13 protein-coding genes, 1 tRNA gene and 1 other RNA gene are annotated in these 16,892 nt (G+C 62.4%); 12 read left to right on the top strand and 3 right to left on the bottom strand.

The window, feature by feature from the left end; genetic code table 11:
- Positions 1–73: 73 nt before the first annotated feature.
- The 3 genes from kdpA to kdpC all read left to right on the top strand — a co-directional run bounded on the left by kdpA (position 74) and on the right by kdpC (position 4,711).
- Positions 74–1,774: a potassium-transporting ATPase subunit KdpA gene (gene kdpA, locus VMF11_13515; GenBank protein HTU71324.1), complete on the top strand. Its 1,701-nt coding sequence runs from the start codon at positions 74–76 to the stop codon at positions 1,772–1,774.
- Between the two features lie 279 nt (positions 1,775–2,053).
- The gene (gene kdpB / locus VMF11_13520; GenBank protein HTU71325.1) at positions 2,054–4,102 is read left to right on the top strand and encodes a potassium-transporting ATPase subunit KdpB; all 2,049 of its coding nucleotides are present in this window, start codon (positions 2,054–2,056) and stop codon (positions 4,100–4,102) included.
- A 9-nt stretch (positions 4,103–4,111) separates the two neighbouring features.
- A complete protein-coding gene (gene kdpC, locus VMF11_13525) occupies positions 4,112–4,711 on the top strand; it encodes a potassium-transporting ATPase subunit KdpC (protein ID HTU71326.1) in 600 nt (199 codons plus the stop codon).
- Positions 4,712–4,714: 3 nt separating this feature from the next.
- Here kdpC and VMF11_13530 read toward each other — a convergent pair whose 3' ends face one another.
- The gene (locus VMF11_13530) at positions 4,715–6,874 is read right to left on the bottom strand and encodes a hypothetical protein (GenBank protein ID HTU71327.1); all 2,160 of its coding nucleotides are present in this window, start codon (positions 6,872–6,874) and stop codon (positions 4,715–4,717) included.
- A gap of 58 nt (positions 6,875–6,932) precedes the next feature.
- Between VMF11_13530 and VMF11_13535 the strand changes: the two genes are divergently transcribed.
- Both VMF11_13535 and VMF11_13540 read left to right on the top strand, forming a co-directional pair.
- The gene (locus tag VMF11_13535; protein ID HTU71328.1) at positions 6,933–8,468 is read left to right on the top strand and encodes a HAMP domain-containing sensor histidine kinase; all 1,536 of its coding nucleotides are present in this window, start codon (positions 6,933–6,935) and stop codon (positions 8,466–8,468) included.
- Entirely contained in the window at positions 8,465–9,103 is a 639-nt protein-coding gene (locus VMF11_13540) for a response regulator transcription factor (protein HTU71329.1), read from the top strand. The genes VMF11_13535 and VMF11_13540 overlap by 4 nt, the downstream gene beginning before the upstream one ends.
- On the opposite strand, the gene VMF11_13545 is transcribed toward VMF11_13540, so the two are convergent.
- Complete coding sequence (locus tag VMF11_13545) at positions 9,096–9,794, bottom strand: TrkA family potassium uptake protein (GenBank protein ID HTU71330.1); 699 nt, start codon at positions 9,792–9,794, stop codon at positions 9,096–9,098. The genes VMF11_13540 and VMF11_13545 overlap by 8 nt on opposite strands.
- Positions 9,794–10,468, bottom strand: a complete 675-nt coding sequence (locus tag VMF11_13550) for a TrkA family potassium uptake protein (protein HTU71331.1) — start codon at positions 10,466–10,468, stop codon at positions 9,794–9,796. Before VMF11_13550 ends, VMF11_13545 begins: the two co-directional genes overlap by 1 nt.
- A 104-nt stretch (positions 10,469–10,572) precedes the next feature.
- Between VMF11_13550 and VMF11_13555 the strand changes: the two genes are divergently transcribed.
- The 7 genes from VMF11_13555 to VMF11_13585 all read left to right on the top strand — a co-directional run bounded on the left by VMF11_13555 (position 10,573) and on the right by VMF11_13585 (position 16,578).
- Positions 10,573–10,646, top strand: a tRNA-Pro gene (locus tag VMF11_13555).
- Between the two features lie 22 nt (positions 10,647–10,668).
- The gene (locus VMF11_13560) at positions 10,669–11,070 is read left to right on the top strand and encodes a Clp protease N-terminal domain-containing protein (protein HTU71332.1); all 402 of its coding nucleotides are present in this window, start codon (positions 10,669–10,671) and stop codon (positions 11,068–11,070) included.
- Positions 11,071–11,082: 12 nt separating this feature from the next.
- A complete protein-coding gene (locus VMF11_13565; GenBank protein ID HTU71333.1) occupies positions 11,083–11,607 on the top strand; it encodes a DedA family protein in 525 nt (174 codons plus the stop codon).
- A 4-nt stretch (positions 11,608–11,611) separates the two neighbouring features.
- Positions 11,612–13,597 carry an excinuclease ABC subunit UvrC gene (uvrC, locus tag VMF11_13570; protein ID HTU71334.1) on the top strand — a complete coding sequence of 662 codons (1,986 nt, stop codon included), beginning with the start codon at positions 11,612–11,614 and terminating at the stop codon, positions 13,595–13,597.
- The gene (locus VMF11_13575) at positions 13,597–13,959 is read left to right on the top strand and encodes a phage holin family protein (GenBank protein HTU71335.1); all 363 of its coding nucleotides are present in this window, start codon (positions 13,597–13,599) and stop codon (positions 13,957–13,959) included. The genes uvrC and VMF11_13575 overlap by 1 nt, the downstream gene beginning before the upstream one ends.
- A gap of 89 nt (positions 13,960–14,048) precedes the next feature.
- Positions 14,049–14,403: a transfer-messenger RNA gene (gene ssrA / locus VMF11_13580) on the top strand.
- Positions 14,404–15,264: 861 nt separating this feature from the next.
- The gene (locus VMF11_13585; protein ID HTU71336.1) at positions 15,265–16,578 is read left to right on the top strand and encodes a hypothetical protein; all 1,314 of its coding nucleotides are present in this window, start codon (positions 15,265–15,267) and stop codon (positions 16,576–16,578) included.
- The last annotated feature ends 314 nt before the right edge of the window (positions 16,579–16,892 follow it).

Raw genomic sequence — 16,892 nt, forward strand, 5'->3', positions numbered from 1 at the left:
TAGGGATCATCGCCATCGGAGTCGTCGTGTTCTATATTTTCGATCGCTACGTGGTCGGTTTGGAGGAGCTGTGATGACCGTCATCGGTTGGGTCCAAGCGCTCGTCATCCTCGGCCTCGTCCTCCTCTGCGTCAAACCGCTCGGCGCCTACATGGCGCGCGTGTTCGAAGGAGAGCGCACGTTTCTCGCGCCGGTCCTCGCACCGCTCGAGAAGCTCATCTACCGCATCTGCCGGATCGATCCAAACCAGGAGATGCGGTGGTACACGTACCTCTTTGCCGTCCTCGGATTCCACGTGGTCGGTCTGGTGTTTCTCTACGCGCTGCTGCGTACGCAGGCGTGGCTTCCGCTCAACCCGCAAGGCTTCGGCAATCTCGCCCCCGATCTGGCATGGAACACCGCGGTCAGCTTCCTGACGAATACGAACTGGCAGTTCTACTCCGGCGAGAGCACGATGAGCTACCTCTCGCAGATGATGGGGCTCGCGTGGCACAACTGGGTCTCGGCAGCGCTCGGGATTTGCCTGGCAATCGCGCTGTTCCGCGGGATCGCGCGAACGACGATCAACACGTTGGGGAACTTCTGGGCCGACATGACACGCTGTCTGCTTTATGTTTTTCTTCCGATCTGTATCGTGGGTTCGCTGCTTCTCGTGTGGCAAGGCATGCCGCAGAATTTCCATGGATACACCAACGTGGTCTCGATCGAAGGCTTCAAGCAGACGATCACGCAAGGCCCGATGGCCTCGCAAGAGTGGATCAAAGACATGGGAACCAACGGCGGCGGATTCGTGAACGCGAACTCGGCCTCGCCGAACGAGAACCCGACGCCGCTGAGCAATCTCTTCGAACTGTTCTCGATCTTCTTGATCGGCGCGGCGCTGACGTACACGTTCGGCCGCATGGTCAAGGACCAGCGTCAAGGCTGGGCGATCTTGGCGACGATGTCGATCGTCTTCCTCGCCATGTTCGCCGTGTGCTACGCGAGCGAGGCGGCGGGAAATCCGATCGTGCACAGCCTCGGCGTCGCCGGCGCAAACATGGAAGGCAAAGAGGCGCGCTTCGGTGTCGCGGCCTCGGCGCTCTTTGCGACGATGACCACGGTGACGTCGTGCGGCGCGGTGAACTCGATGCACGATTCCTTTACCGCGTTGGGCGGTTTGGTCCCGCTGGTCGACATCCAGCTCGGCGAGATCATCTTCGGCGGCGTCGGCAGCGGCATGTACGGCATGCTGATGATGATCGTGCTGACGGTCTTCATCGCGGGCCTGATGGTCGGGCGCACCCCCGAGTATCTCGGCAAGAAGATCGAACGCAAGGAAATGCAGCTCGCCATCCTGTTTTTCTTGATCCCGCCGGCCTTCGTGCTGGTGCCGGCCGCGATCGCCGCGGTTACCCCTGTCGGACTCGCGACACTCAACAACGCCGGGCCGCACGGGTTCTCGGAGATTTTGTACGCGTTCACTTCGATGGTCGGCAACAACGGCAGCGCGTTCGCCGGCATCGGGCCGAACGTGTTCTATAACCTCGTGGGAAGCGTGGCGATGCTCTTCGGCCGCATCGGCATGTTCATTCCGGCGATCGCGCTCGCCGGCGCGCTTGCGGGAAAGAAGGCGGTGGCAGCCGGTCCCGGCACCTTCGAAACGCACTCGCCGATCTTTATCGCGCTGTTGATCGGAACGATCGTCATCGTCGGCGCGCTCACGTTCTTCCCGGCCGACGCGCTCGGCCCGATCGTCGAACAACTCTACATGCTGCAAGGAAAGACGTTCTAGGAGCCTCCAATGATATCCACGTATCGATCGTTCGCTTGTGAAGCACCCCGGATGCTAGGCGTCCGCGATGGAGCGTACCCGCAGCGGTCCGTGACTGAGCGGACAACGACGCAGACGGAGTGCTTCAAAGCGAACCCTCCGGGCGGGCGCACATTCGCCACATCTCGTCGTCGCTGCGTCAGTCACGATGCACTGCGGCATCGCTCCCTCCTCGCTTCTCGATCTGCGGCAAATGTGAAGTCCGCGATCGATACGCTGATATCATCGGAGGCTCCTTAAGTGCTTTCGCAACGGCGGCTCGAGCGTCGGCCCAAAGCACGCTCGCTCTTCGATCGGGAGATTCTCGGCCGAGCGGTCATCGACTCGTTCAAGAAGCTGGATCCTCGCTGGCAAGCCCGCAATCCGGTGATGTTCGTGTGCGAGGTCGGTGCGCTGGCGACGCTCGTCTTCTTCGTGCGCGACCTCATCCACCACGGTCCGGCCGGATTCGACTTTGCGATCTCGATCTGGCTCTGGTTCACGGTGCTCTTTGCCAACTTGGCCGAAGCCGTGGCCGAAGGCCGCGGCAAAGCGCAAGCGGACGCGCTCCGCAAAACACGTACGCAGACGCTGGCGAAACTCGTCGTGGGCGATGGGGTCGAGACGGTCCCCTCGAGCAGCTTGCGCAAGGGCGACGTCGTCCGCGTTGCAACCGGCGAGCTGATTCCCGGCGACGGCGACGTCATTTCGGGCGCGGCGATGGTCGACGAATCGGCGATCACCGGCGAGTCGGCGCCGGTCGTTCGGGAGGCCGGCGGCGACCGCAGCGCGGTCACCGGCGGCACGCGCGTGATCTCGGATCAGGTCGACGTGCGCATCACCGCAAACCCGGGCGAAACGTTCCTCGACCGCATGATCGGGTTGGTCGAAGGTGCGAAACGCCAGAAGACGCCGAACGAGATCGCGCTCTCGATCCTGCTCGCGGGATTGACGATCATCTTCCTGTTCGCGGTCGCGACGCTCTCGCCGTTCTCCGTATACGCGGGTGCGCATCAATCGGTCACGGTGTTGATCGCATTGCTCGTCTGTCTCATTCCAACCACGATCGGCGGACTGCTGTCCGCGATCGGCATCGCGGGCATGGACCGCGTCATGCAGCGCAACGTGCTGGCCATGAGCGGACGCGCGGTCGAAGCCGCGGGTGACGTCGACACGCTGCTCCTGGATAAGACCGGAACGATCACCCTCGGAAACCGCCAGGCGACCGAAGTCATCAGCGTCGACGGAACCGTTCCGGCCGACGCGATGCGCGTTGCGTACCTCACCTCGCTGCCCGACGAGACGCCGGAAGGCCGCTCGATCGTGACGCTGGCGCAAGCCAACGGCATCACGGATTCCGAACCCGACGGCGCGACGTTCATTCCGTTCAGCGCGTACACGCGCATGAGCGGGATCGATCTTCCGGATGGAACGATGCTGCGCAAAGGAGCACCGGATGCGGTTACGGCCTGGGTACGCGATCAGGGAGGCAAACCGGTCGACGGCCTCGCGCCGCAGGTCGAGCGCATCGCACGCGCCGGCGGCACGCCGCTCTTGGTTGCCCGCAACGCGCAGATCCTAGGCGTGATCTATCTCAAGGACATCCTCAAGCCGAACATGCGCGACCGGTTCGATCGCTTGCGCGCGATGGGCATTCGCACGGTGATGATCACCGGTGATAATCCGCTCACCGCGGCGGCGATCGCCGGCGAGGCGGGCGTCGACGATTTCCTCGCCGAGGCCACGCCCGAGACGAAGATGGACCTGATCAAGCGCGAGCAGGGCTCGGGTCGACTGGTCGCGATGACGGGCGACGGCACCAACGACGCACCGGCGCTTGCGCAAGCCGACGTCGGCGTCGCGATGAATACCGGCACGCAGGCTGCCAAAGAGGCGGCGAACATGGTCGACCTCGATTCCGACCCCACCAAGTTGATCGAAGTCGTCGAGATCGGCAAGCAGCTCCTGATGACGCGCGGCGCGCTCACGACGTTCTCGATCGCCAACGATGTCGCGAAGTACTTCGCGATTCTACCGGCGATGTTCGCGACGGCGTATCCGGTGATGAACGAACTCAACGTCATGCGCCTGACCACACCCCAGAGCGCGATTCTCTCCGCCGTCATCTTCAACGCGCTGATCATCGTCGCGCTGATTCCGCTCGCGCTGCGCGGCGTCACGTATCGTCCGCTCGGCGCCAACGCCGTGCTGCGGACCAACGTCCTCCTGTACGGCGTCGGCGGGATCATCGTGCCGTTCATCGGGATCAAGCTGGTCGACATGATCCTCGCCGCTCTGCACTTAACATGAGGTGACCCCGTGGCAAACGTACAGCAAATCAAAGACAACACGCTCAAGCACATCGGTACCTCGGTGCTCTTCACGATCGTTACGGTGATCGCGTTCGGCTTGATCTATCCGATCGTGTTCACGGGAATCGCGCAAGTGCTCTTTCCGTGGCAGGCGAACGGCGAGCTCGTCATGCGTGACGGAAAGCCGGTCGGATCGGCGATCATCGGACAGCTCTGGACGAAGCCGCAGTATTTTCAGGGCCGGCCGTCGGCTGCCGGCAAAGGGTACGATCCGACGCAGACCGGCGGAACGAACCTGGGTCCGACCTCGAAGAAACTGATCGACGCGACCAAAGCTACGATTGCCGCGCTGAAGAAGGCGAATCCCGACGCGACGATTCCGATTCCAATGGACCTGGTCACGTCGAGCGCCAGCGGCGTCGATCCCGACATCAGCCCGGCGGGAGCGTATTATCAAGCACCGCGGGTCGCCAAGGCGCGCGGCCTGCCGGTTGCAACGGTGAACGCCTTGATCGCAAAGGTGATCCAGCCGCGCACCTTCGGATTTCTCGGCGACCCGCGCGTCAACGTCTTACAGTTGAATCTCGCGCTGGACAACCTTCACTAGCGCCTACGCTTCGGACTGCGGGGCGTTTTCGGCGGGCGGCTTCGGGCGTGCCAGCACGAGAAGCTCGCGCGCCCCTGCGTCCAGCAGCCGGCGTGCAAACGAATTGCGTGCCGGCCAGCGCGGCGTCCGATGCGTACCGCCGACCGCGATGTCGGTCTGCGGACGGGAACGCGCGATCGCAAGCAATCGGGTTGCGGCGTCGTCGACGCCGCGCTCGTCGATCCAATCGACGTTGAGTACGCGGGTGGCGCGCTCGAATTCGGTCAGAACCGCCTCATTGACGTGCTCGCGGCGTTCCGCGACGTGCGCGACCGCGAAGTCGACCTCGAGGCGCACGGCCATCCGCGATGCCTTGCGAACGAGCAAGAGATCCTCACGCCGGCCGACGATCGAGAGTAAGATCCGATTGAAGGGTGCGGCAATGCGTTCGCGCATCTCGGCGCGCAGCACCTCCCGAATCGCGAGTTCGCGCAGTGCGGCCAAGTTTTCGGTCCGGAAGAAGTTCGCGAGCGCCGGCTCGATTCGTTCGGGCGGGTAGATCTTCCCCGCGCGCAACCGTTCGCGGAGCGTCTCCGGTGAGACGTCGATTAAGATCACTTCGTCGGCGAGCGGAAGGATGCCGTCCGGCAACGTCTCGCGCACGATCGTTCCGGTGAGCCGGTACACCGCGTCGCTGAGCGCTTCGAGGTGCTGGATGTTCAGCGTCGTGATTACGTCGATGCCGGCACGCATGAAGGCGAGCACGTCGAGAAATCGCTTCGGCGCCAGCGATCCCGGCGCGTTGGTATGGGCGAGCTCGTCGACGAGAACGACGCGCGGTTTCCGCGCGAGTATGGCCTCTCGATCCATCTCGGTATAGGTGATGCCGTCGGCCACGATGGTCTTGCGCGCGACGATCGGCAGATCGCCGATCATCGCTTCGGTTTCGGCGCGTTTGTGCGTTTCGACGAACCCGATGACGACGTCGACCCCCTCGGCGCGCAGTTGATGACCGCGGTCGAGCATTGCGTACGTCTTACCGGCGCCCGCTGCCGCGCCCAGATAGACGGTGAGCTTGCCGTATCCCACCCGCATCCGGTCGCCGAGCGTGCCCGAGAGCGGCGTGGTTAGCGTTGTCTGCTCGATGTAGGATTGCTCGACGTCGAGGATCGCGATATCGCGTTCGACCGGCGCGTTGACCAGACGCATGGCGAGCTTGCCGCGCGGCAGAATCAAGAGCGACGCGCGTAATGCGTTGAAGTCGATGCTCTCCGGTTCCTGGGGTGGTAGCAGTTCCGCGTTGTGCGTCGTCGCAACACGCGTCAACTCGGTCTGATCGCAGCCGGGCGCCGGGAGGATTTCGAGCGTCAGATCGAGTGCGGCCGCGATCGGAGCGCAGCGCTGCACGAACACGGCGCAATCGACGCCGTCGGGGACGATCGTAATCGCGGCGGACGCGATCGCGGCCGAGACGGTGGGGATCGTCAGTTCGTCGATCGTTCGAAGCAGCAGCTCCCGCAGCATCGCGAGCGTCGATTCTTTGTAGAGGCCGGCCTCTGCCCGTCCGATGTCGCCGTCGCGAACGATCTTCCCGCTCTGCAGCCGTTCGCGCAGGATCTCCGGCGAAGCGTCGAGTGCGATCACTTCGTCGGCGCCTTTGAGAAACGAGAGTGGCACGATCTCGCGAATCGGATAGCCGATCAGACGCTCTGCGGTGGTCGAAACCGTTTCGAGATGCGCGATGTTGAACGCGCCGAGCACGGTGATGCCCGCCTTCTGCAACTCGAGGGCGTCTTGCCAGCGTTTGCCGTTGCGGGATTCGCCGAGGTTATCGTGCGCGAGTTCGTCCATGATGATGACGTCGGGGTGGGCGCTGAGCGCGGCATCCAAATCGAACTCCGGGTAATGGTTCGAGCCGATCACGACGTCGCGCGGCGCGATCCGCGGCAATCCCTCCGCCAGTCGCTCGAGATCGGGCCGTTCCTTGGTTTCGATCCAGCCGATCGCCACGCGTTTCCCGGCGCTTTGCAGTCGCCGTGCGTCCGTCAGCAGACGGCGCGTCTTGCCCGCGCCGGGCGCCGCCGCGACGTAGACGACGAGCCGTGCCTTCTCACCGAACTCGCGTAGCAGCTGCTCTGCCGACCGGCGCCGTGCAGCTTCTCGTTCGTCCGCCGTTCGATCCATGGAGCGAGCCGGTTCGGCAAAATGAACGGCGTCCCCGCTCCGCGAAACGCATGAGTGAATGGCCACTCTCTGCTACGCGCTTTTGGCAATTGCGTGGGCCGTCGATCTGGTAACACCGCAGCTTTTTGTCGCAGCGATACTGCTCAACGGGCCGATCGCGCTGTCGGCGCTTGCGCTGCGGCCTTCGTTGACCGTTCGGTTGGTCGTGCTGGCGGAAATTGCGAACGTCGTGGCAGGTTACGTCAATGGGCTCGCTGATGGCGGACATTGGGAGACGATCGCAGTCGCCGATCGCGTGCTCGCCGCGGCGAGCTTTTTGCTGGTCGGGGCGTTGACGTTGCGGGCCCAGCTAAACGCGCGGCGCGCCGGCGAAGGCGCCGAGCGGGAACGGCAAATTCAACGCGAGCGCGCGTTGCGCCGCGCGATGGAACAGGTTCGCGCGAGCCTGAACATGGAGATCGTCATGCGCAATGCGGTGCGCGAGGCGCAGCGCATCACCGCAGCGCCGCGCGTGCTGCTCCTGATCCGCGCCACCTCGCTGGACGTGCCCGATTCGTACGAGTACGCCTCCGAGGGCGAGGTAACGCTCAAACGCGAACCGCTTGCGCCCGAGATCACATCGGTCGTCGAGAGCGCTCGCGCACGCGGCGGCGTCTTGACGGTCGGGGCGAACGACCCGCTCGCAAGCATGCTCGGCGAAGCGGTTTCGGCGGCAGCGATCGAGCTGGACACCGGCACGGTTGCGCTGATCATCGGCTGGGGCGCACGCACGCCGACGCCCGAGGAACAAGACGCCGTTCGAGATTTCGTGGACAATCTCGCAATTGCGCTGCAACAAGCTCGTCTCTTTATTCGCTTGGCCGAACAGAACGAGGAGATACGCCGAGGGCGCACCGAGCTGCAGAACCGCAGCGAGGTGATTCGCGACATCGTCTATGCGCTCGCGCACGACCTGCGTACGCCGCTCGTCGCCGCGGATGTAACGATGAATCAAGCGCTCGAAGGCGCATACGGCGAATTGCCGGAGCGGTATCGGCACATTCTGCAAACGACGCGCGAATCGACCGCGAACCTGCGCCGTTTGGTCGACACGCTGCTGCTGGTCGCGCGTTATGAGGCGGGTGAAGATTCGCGCCGGTTTCGACGCGAAGAAATTGCGCCGTTGCTCGAACGCGTGGCCGGCGAATTGCAGCCGGTGGCCGCCGCCAAAGGCGTGCGGCTCACCGTCGCGCCCGTCGACGCGGAGCTCGTGATCGAAGCGGACGAGGACGAGATACGCCGCGCGCTCACGAACCTGGTCGCCAACGCGATCGAGGCAACGCCGGCAAACGGGAGCGTCGGCGTCGAAACGTTTGTCAATGACGGGCGCCTGACCGTAAGCGTCGTCGACGATGGTTACGGCGTAGCCCCCGAACGGCGCGCAGCGTTGTTCCAGCGCTTCGGCGGGGTGCGCGCCGGCGGAGGAACGGGCTTGGGACTCTATATCGTGCGCCGCATCGCGGAAAAGTACCAAGGCCATGCGACCTACGAACCGCGCGAGCCGCGCGGCAGCCGGTTTTCGATCGAACTCCCGCTCGACGGTGCGCGAGCGTGAGCGAACGAACGCGTATCGTCATCGTCGAAGATCACGCGCTGACGCGCGAGGGAATGAAGACCGCGCTGCTGACCGCGTTCGACGTGGTGGGTGAGGCCGGCGACGGCGTCGAGGGCTACGAGCTCGTCGTCGCAGAACGGCCGGACGTTGCGATCGTCGATCTGGGGCTGCCGGGCATCGACGGAATCGAATTGACCAAACGGATCCGCGCCGACGCACCGGGCACGCACGTCGTGATCATGACGATGATCGACGTGGAAGGAGAAGTGCTGGCCGCGCTCGCCGCGGGGGCGGACGCCTACTGTTTGAAATCCTCGCCGGTTTCCGTCCTGATCGACGCGGTGCGCATTGCCGGTGAGGGCGGCGCGTATTTCGACCCGCGCATCGCGCACGTGGTGCTCTCGCGCTTCTCATCGCGGACGGCCCCCACGCCGGCCGCCGGTTCGCCGCTGACGCCGCGCGAAGTCGAGGTTTTACGCTCGATCGCCGACGGAAAGGCGAATACCGAAATTGCCGCGTTGCTGAACATCGGCCTCGGCACGGTCAAGGGACACATCCGCGACATCTTGGAGAAGCTTTCCGCCGCCGACCGAACGCAAGCCGCCGTCGTTGCGTTGCGAAAGGGATTTATTTAGCGGAGAGGTGACGGGTGAAAACGGCTTGGAGTTTTTCGGCTGCGCCGTTCTTGCAGACCGCGACGATGCGGTCGCCGGCGTGTAGTTGCGTTTCGCCGGTCGGGATGACGATCGAGTCGTCGCTCTCGCGTTCGATCGCCACGATCACGCTGTTGCGCGGAAGGGAGAGATCGGCGAGCGAGTGATCGGCGGCGACCGATCCCTCGGGAACGCTGATACGCACCAGGCTCAGATTGCCGCGCCCGAACAGGTGCATCGTCTCGAGCGCCGCGGAGTAGCTCGCCGCGTTGACGTGCTCGTTGAGCACGTCGAGAATGATCTCGGTCGAGGAGATGACGGTGACCGGATCGGCACCGTCGAGCGAATCGAAGATCTGCTTGTTGCTGGGATTGTTGACGCGCGCGATGCAGCGCGCCTTCGATTTCTTCTTGGTGAGCAGCACGACGACCAGATTGTCTTCATCGTCCCCGGTATCGGCAACCACCACGTCGGCGCGCGCGACCCCGGCCGCTTCGAGCACCGTCGGGTCACAGCCGTCGCCGACCACCGTTACCTGGCGGTCGACCAGCGTATCGAGGGTCTTGGCTTTGCGCTCGATCTTCTCGACTACGACGACCTCGTGGTGCTGGTTGAGCAGCGCCCGCGTCAGGTACGAGCCGACCTTGCCGCCGCCTACTATCAGAATAAACACTAGGCGTTGACCGCCTCGGGCGTGCAGCCCGCGAAGAGCTGCGCGAATTCGCTGATCGCTTCGGGCGCGACGATCGCGTTGATCTGATCGCCTTCCTCGAGCACGAGATCGTTGGTAGCAACCATCACGCCGACGTTCGCGCGCCGGATCGCCGCGATGCGGATGCGGCCGGGCCGCTCGATTTCGCCGACGCGCTTGCCCGCCTCGCTCGGCGGAACCATCGCCGAGAGCGAGGTCACCTTGCCGAAGTCGAAGGAATGAACCGGATCCCACGGCGCTTCCATCAACGTATCGCGGATCAGTTTGGCACCGACCGTGGTGGGCACGACGGTCTGGATGCCCAGTTCGCGATACATCTGGCCGCGCGGCGGATCGTAGATGCGGCATACGACGCGACCGATCTTGAACATGCGCTGCGCGATCAGGCCCGCCATGATGTTGCGGTTGTCGCCGTCGGTCACGGCCACGAAGCCGTCGGCGGAGGCGGCACCGGCGCGTTTGAGCACATCGTAGTCGATACCGGTTCCGACGACGACGTGCCCGCGGAAGTTGGCTCCGAGGCGCTTGAAGGCGGTAGGATTCTCGTCGACGACGATCACCTCGTGACCGTCTGCGTCGAGTAATTTCGCGAGTGCGGAGCCGACGCGTCCGCACCCCACGATGAGGTATCGCATGGACGAACAAGACCGTTCCCAAAAGGGGGCCCGTTCCCCTTGGCGGGGACCCGCTTGCTAAAGCAGGAGGGGCTGCCGATGATCAGAATAGACGGGGGTTTTGTCGGGGCGTGGCTCAGCTTGGTAGAGCGCTTCGTTCGGGACGAAGAGGTCGCTGGTTCGAATCCAGTCGCCCCGAGATTCTTCCTAAGGTCTGATCGTTGTTCGAGAGATTTGGTCCGGCGTCGCTGCGCGTGTTGCGCGTTGCCGAGCAAGAATGCCGTAACCACAATCATTACTACGTCGGTGCCGAGCACCTGATGGTGGCTCTGCTCGAAGAACGCGATCCGCAAATTCTCCACGATTTGGATGCCGACGGGATCGACGTGAGCGAACTGCACGCCGACGTGCGCCGCCATTTGGGCGCGGGCGAGGACCGCCTGTGGGAGGGCATCTTGGTGACGCCGCGCGTTCGCAAGATCATCGCTCTGGCGGAAAGCTACGCGGGCGAGGCGCCGGTGGAACCGGCGCACCTGCTGCGGGCGGTGCGCGCCGAGGGCGGGAGCCTGGCCGCGGAGATCCTGCGCCGCAGCGCGCACCGAAACTCGGCGACCGGAACGTAGTACCGGCACAGCGTGGAACACCTCCATCAGGTCGCGGTATCGCTGATCGACCATTACGGCTACGGCGGCCTGTACGTCGTGCTGTTGCTCGGGAACGTCGGGGCGCCGGTGGGTGCTGAGATCATCATGCCGTTGGCCGGCGCGCTCACTGCTACCGGGCATCTTCCATTCATCTGGCTCACGGTGGTCGTGGCGGTGCTGGGCGAAGTCTCCGGCGGCACGATCGGGTATCTGGTCGGACGATTCGGCGGGCGGCCGCTGATCGACCGGTATGGATGCTACGTGCATCTGAGCCATGCCAATCTGGACCGGGTGCACGGCTTCTTCGAGCGCTACGGCAGTTTTGCGATCTTCATCTGCCGCTTCATCCCGGTGATTCGCGGGATCGTCTCGATTCCGGCCGGGTTGGCCGAGATGAACCTGGCCCAGTTCTATCTCTGGTACGCGCTCGGATCCGCGGTTTTTTGCGGCGTGCTGGTATGGGTGGGCATGGCGCTCGGGCGCAACCTTCATACGGTGCTGCCCTTCGTACATTAAAGGTATGAACGCGGCGCCTCTCGAGCAGACGCTCTCGCAAATTCCCGACGCTCCCGGCGTTTACCAGATGGTCGGACGCGGCGGTGAGATTCTCTATATCGGCAAGGCCGTCTCGCTGCGCAGCCGCGTGCGCTCCTATTTTCAGGATTCGGCGGCGCATCATCCGCGCACCCAGGCGATGGTGGAACGCGTGGTCGACGTACGCACGATCGTCGTCACCAACGAGATCGAAGCGTTGATCCTCGAAGCGAACCTGATCAAGCGCTACCAGCCGCCGTTCAACGTGCGCTTGCGCGACGACAAGCGCTATCCCTACTTGAAGGTAACGAACGAACACTTTCCGCGCGTGGTTTTCACTCGCATCGTCAAAGACGACGGCGCGCGTTACTTCGGTCCGTACACCAACGCCAAAGCGCTGCGCGAACTGATCGATCTGGTGCGCTTGGTCTTTCCGCTACGCACCTGCCGCGAGCCCATCGACGGACGGCGCAAGCGCCCGTGCCTGCAGTATCATATCAAACGCTGCCTCGCGCCGTGCGTCGGTTATCAGAGCGAAGAAGACTACGACGCGATGATCGACGAGGTCGTGCTGTTTCTCGAAGGCAAACAGGATTCGCTCTTGCGGCGCTTGCAGCGCGAGATGACCGAAGCGGCCGACCATTTGAACTTCGAAGCGGCCGCGCGATTGCGCGATCGCATCGTGCACGTTCGCCAAGTCACCGAAGACCAGATGGTGGTGTGGAAGTCGCGCCTGGACATGGATTTGATCGCCTCGGCGCGCGCGCAAGGCCAAGCGTGCATGCAAGTCTTCATGGTGCGCGGCGGCAAGTTGATCGCGCAGGAATACTTCATCCTCGACGGCGTGCACGAGCAGCCCGACGCCGAGCTGATGGGCGAGTTTCTCGTGCAATTCTACACCGCGCGCACCGCGAGCGCCGCCGAGCCGGCGGGCGTTTCGGCGCTGCCCTCGCGCGTCGCGAGGGACGTGCAGGTGCCCGTTCCCGAAAAGGCGCGCTCGCGTACGCGCGAAACCGGCGCCGCCGCGGTTCCGAAGGAGGTGCTGGTGCAGAGTCTGCCCGGCGACGATCACGGCGTGATCGAATCCTGGCTCTCGCAGCTCAAGGGCCAGCGCGTGCGTATCCTGCAGCCGCAGCGCGGCGAGCGGGCCGAGTATCTGCGCCTGGTGCGCAAGAACGCCGAGCAGAATCTGCGCGCGTTCCTCGTGCATCAGGAGGTGCAGGAGAGCGCGCAGGCGCGCGCGCTCACCGAACTGGCCGACGCGCTCGAACTTCCCGAACCGCCGCATCGCATCGAGTGCTACGACATCTCGAACATCCAAGGGACCAATCCGGTCGCCTCGATGGTCGTCTTCGTCGAAGGCCGCGCCAAGAAGAGCGATTACCGCAAGTTCAAGATTCAATACGACCGCGGTCCGAACGATTTCGCGATGATGCAGGAGACGCTGCGCCGGCGTTTGCGCTATCTGCGTCACGAAACCGACGAGACCGTCGACAAGACCGAAAAGCAGCTCGCGAAGAAAGAGAAGTTCAACAAAAAGCCGGATCTGCTCCTGATCGACGGCGGCAAGGGACAGCTCGGCGCGGTGGTCGAGGTGATGGAAGAACTCGATATGACCGGTTTAGCGGTGGCTGGACTGGCGAAAGAACACGAGTGGCTCTACGTTCCCGGGAATCCGGACCCGATCGTGCTCGCCCCCAACTCGCCCGGCTTGCATTTGATCATGCGCATTCGCGACGAAGCACACCGCTTCGCGGTCACCTACCATCGGCAGCGCCGGGGCAAAGCGATGACACGCTCCTCGCTCGATACCCTCGCAGGCGTCGGGCCTGTGCGCCGCAAACGGCTTCTCGCGGAGTTCGGCTCCGTGGCGGCGATCAAACGCGCGAGCGTGGATGAGATCGCGGCGGTGAAGGGTATGAATGCAACCCTGGCCGCACAAATCAAGAACGCTTTGGAAGGGAGTTCCTGATGCACTGGCTGCTTCGCTTTCTGATCACCGCGGCGGCGCTCTGGCTGATCGCGGTCTACGTGCCTGGCTTTCACATGAACTCGTGGGTCGACGCGCTGATCGCGGCCGTGATCTTCGGCTTGGTCAATGCGATCATCGGACCGATTCTCAAATTGATCTCGCTGCCGTTGACGATCCTGACGATCGGGCTTTTCTCGATCGTGATCAATTGGGCGCTCTTCGCGCTGGCCGTCTGGCTCTCGCCCGGTTTCAAGGCGACCGGCGCCCCCTGGCCGGCCTGGGAGTCGACGCTGGTCGGTTCGATCGTCATGATGCTGATCTCGATCTTCGTGACCACCCCGCTCACCCGCTCGTCATCCTGAGGTGCGAGCGCAGCGAGCCTCGAAGGGTCGGCGGCACCACCGGGTTGCGGGCCGTGTTATAGTAAGTAGTCCGCTACGGCGGCAACCGGGGGGCTGAACTAGGCTCGACGGGAAGATCCGTGGTCGGCGTTAGCAAGCGGAGTTGCGAGCTCTCCTAAAACGATCGCAACGGCAATATCTGCCAACAACGAATACGCACTGGCTGCCTAATCTAGGCTAGTCACCGGACGCGGAGAGTCGGCCCGAACCGCCCCGCACTCCGGCCATCAATTCGGGCTGGTACGCGAACGTGATTCGATTCGCGTACGAGATCAAGGATCTGCTGCGTACGGTAAGTCCCGCTTCGAGACGTCCGTGCGAGTAAGTCAAAGTCGAAGCTGAGCTTGGAGAACGCGCCGGGCAGGCTTTTCGGACTCGGGGGGCAGTACCCCGACAGCTCCACCAATTTTATGCTGCAACACAGGAATTCGATTTTTTATGGAATTCTTGTGTTAAGCAATGATGCCTGACTTGGAACGGACACGTTTGCGTTCGCGCTCCGGCACCACGCTAATCGAGCCGCTCGTTCCGACTTGCCCTCGTACCGACTTGCCCGCGTACCTCTACGACTTCGCTCCGGCTGTCCTATGCAATACTGGATGTCAGCTCCGGGCATGATGAACGGTTTGATCTTGGAAAGCTGCGCGAATTAGACTTGCATTACAACGACTCTAAGATTGCATATACTCCGGATCGAAGCGTCGGCGTTCTCGTGCAAGAAATCCTTCAGAGGGCGCTGCCGGCAACGACGCCAAGGTCCGTAGCCCCTTGGCGCAAGTGCTAAAGGGAGCACTGATTGCTCGGCCAATCATGCTTGATGCCCTTCCATAGGCCTCGCCCTTTTCCCAAACAGCGAAATCCAGCCTCGGAAACTATGCTGCAAGATCTGCGCAATGCGCTGGCCGAGCGGGCAACATATGTCGGCAGCCCGTACCATACGGACATTCCGAAACTTGGGCTTCGGCCGAGTCCGCGGCGAAGTGCCATGAGGATCGAGGATGCCGAAGAGTCAGGCCACGAGCCGGATTGCACACTGTGCCCTCGCAAATGGGCACATCAGCCTGAAGGCGTTCAAAACCTACTTAGGGATGCGATACGGGGACGCCAGTTCATCGAGAACGGGGAAAATTTTCCCTACAAGGTTTGGGCTCGCGATCCGGACGATCGCGAACTAGTCTACGAAGCGAAGGCTAGTCCCGTAACTGGTGAGTACCATGGTTATCCCTTGACCCGCATGCAATCTAGAAAGTTGCCGATCGCAATACCATGAGGATACTGCAGTTCATCCATGATGGTTGGCTCAAGACACAAATAGAAGACCCATCAGCGCGAGCCACGATGGTGTCTCTACGTGTCGTCTTTGACGGAATAGAGATTGCGCGGAACGTGAGTAAGCGCAGCGGAAGCCCGCGCGATTTCGTCAACGTACCCCTCCAGCCTATAGCACAAGCATTGGCCGAGCACTGGTGGCAATGGCTTTACGAGCCGTATCGCCCACTTGATCCAGATGCATTCAAGGCGCGACACCGATTTGATTCAGTGACGAACGGTTACGCGTTTCCCGCCGTTTCGGTTTGCTCTGGGGGCGCGTCCTCGCTACTTGTCGCTTGGAGACCAGAGCCTTCGGATTCCTATGCGATCGAATTCATCACGCCGGAATCCCCAGTTCAGGTAGCTGAACGCGCTTCCACAGAGGAGCAACTTATGCAGATCGTCGAGGAGGCGCTCGCGCGTCTTAAGGGCGAGTCTGACGCATATTCAGAGCTAAGAGCAGCGTGGAACCGCGTTTCTGAGTCGTTGCAGGACCCGGATGAACTCGCTTACTGTCGTTTTGCGGGCCGGCTTGGGCTAGATCCGTACGATCCAGACGTTCCCGATCTAACGGAATTCACTAACGCACTTTCGCCAACATTGCTTGATGATATCTCCGATTCCGCAAACATTGAGGATTTATCAGAGACTGTCGCATGGGTCGATAAAGAACAGCCTCGGCTAAAGAATGCGCCAACGATCGACATATCGGGTTTTGGCTGTCCCCCGGACGATAGCCTTGACAAGCCGCCATATGAAACAGGAATGGATGCCGCGAGGCAATTGCGGCAGCGATACGGGGTAGAGCACAAGCGTCCACACGATTCGGTCGCAGAATTGTTTGGGGGTGCGCTCTCACCAACGAGAAGCGCTTTGTGGCAAAGCGGACCTGCTAGCATACGCGGCTTGGTTCAACGAAATGGTGATGACGCTCGAATAGGAGCGATTGCCCGAACGGCGCGTGAAAGACATATGAGCGTATGTACCGCTGGCTACATGGCGTGGATTAGCAACGGCGAGGACACGCGAGCAACAACGAGAGGGTATACGCGGGAGCAAATGGCCGCCCGAGCGTTTGCTCGCGAAATGCTTGCGCCACAGGACTATCTGAAGGCCCAAGCGCCTTCTCGAGGGTTTACCTCTGATGACATCGAGGAGCTGGCCGGACAATTGATGTGTCCTTCTGATATTGTCGCGTGGCAGGCGTCGAACGCCGGCATCCCGCTATGGAATGTACCTCTCGAACCCGCGTCGTTAGCAATCGTTTAACGGCTTGAACGACGAAAATGTTCGTGTTCCAGGTCAACCACCGTCCATGGGTTTCTCAAATTAGCGTGAACTCGGCGCGGGAGAGAATTCCTGGTTTACGGCCAATTCTTGTGATCCCGCCCCCAATTTTACAATTTTATACTAGATAGACGAATTAGGGACTTTTGGACTAATTCGTCCGTTGTGCTTTTCGGGCAGTCAATTCGTCAGCTGCGCCGGCAAAGGAGGTGTTGTTTGGCGGAGGAACATGGGCCGAGTGATGCCCGCGTCGATTGTTGCGCTCATTCTCGCTGCTGCGACAGCTGTGTCGCCAT

This window comes from Candidatus Baltobacteraceae bacterium (genome assembly GCA_035502855.1).
Lineage (GTDB): Bacteria > Vulcanimicrobiota > Vulcanimicrobiia > Vulcanimicrobiales > Vulcanimicrobiaceae > Aquilonibacter.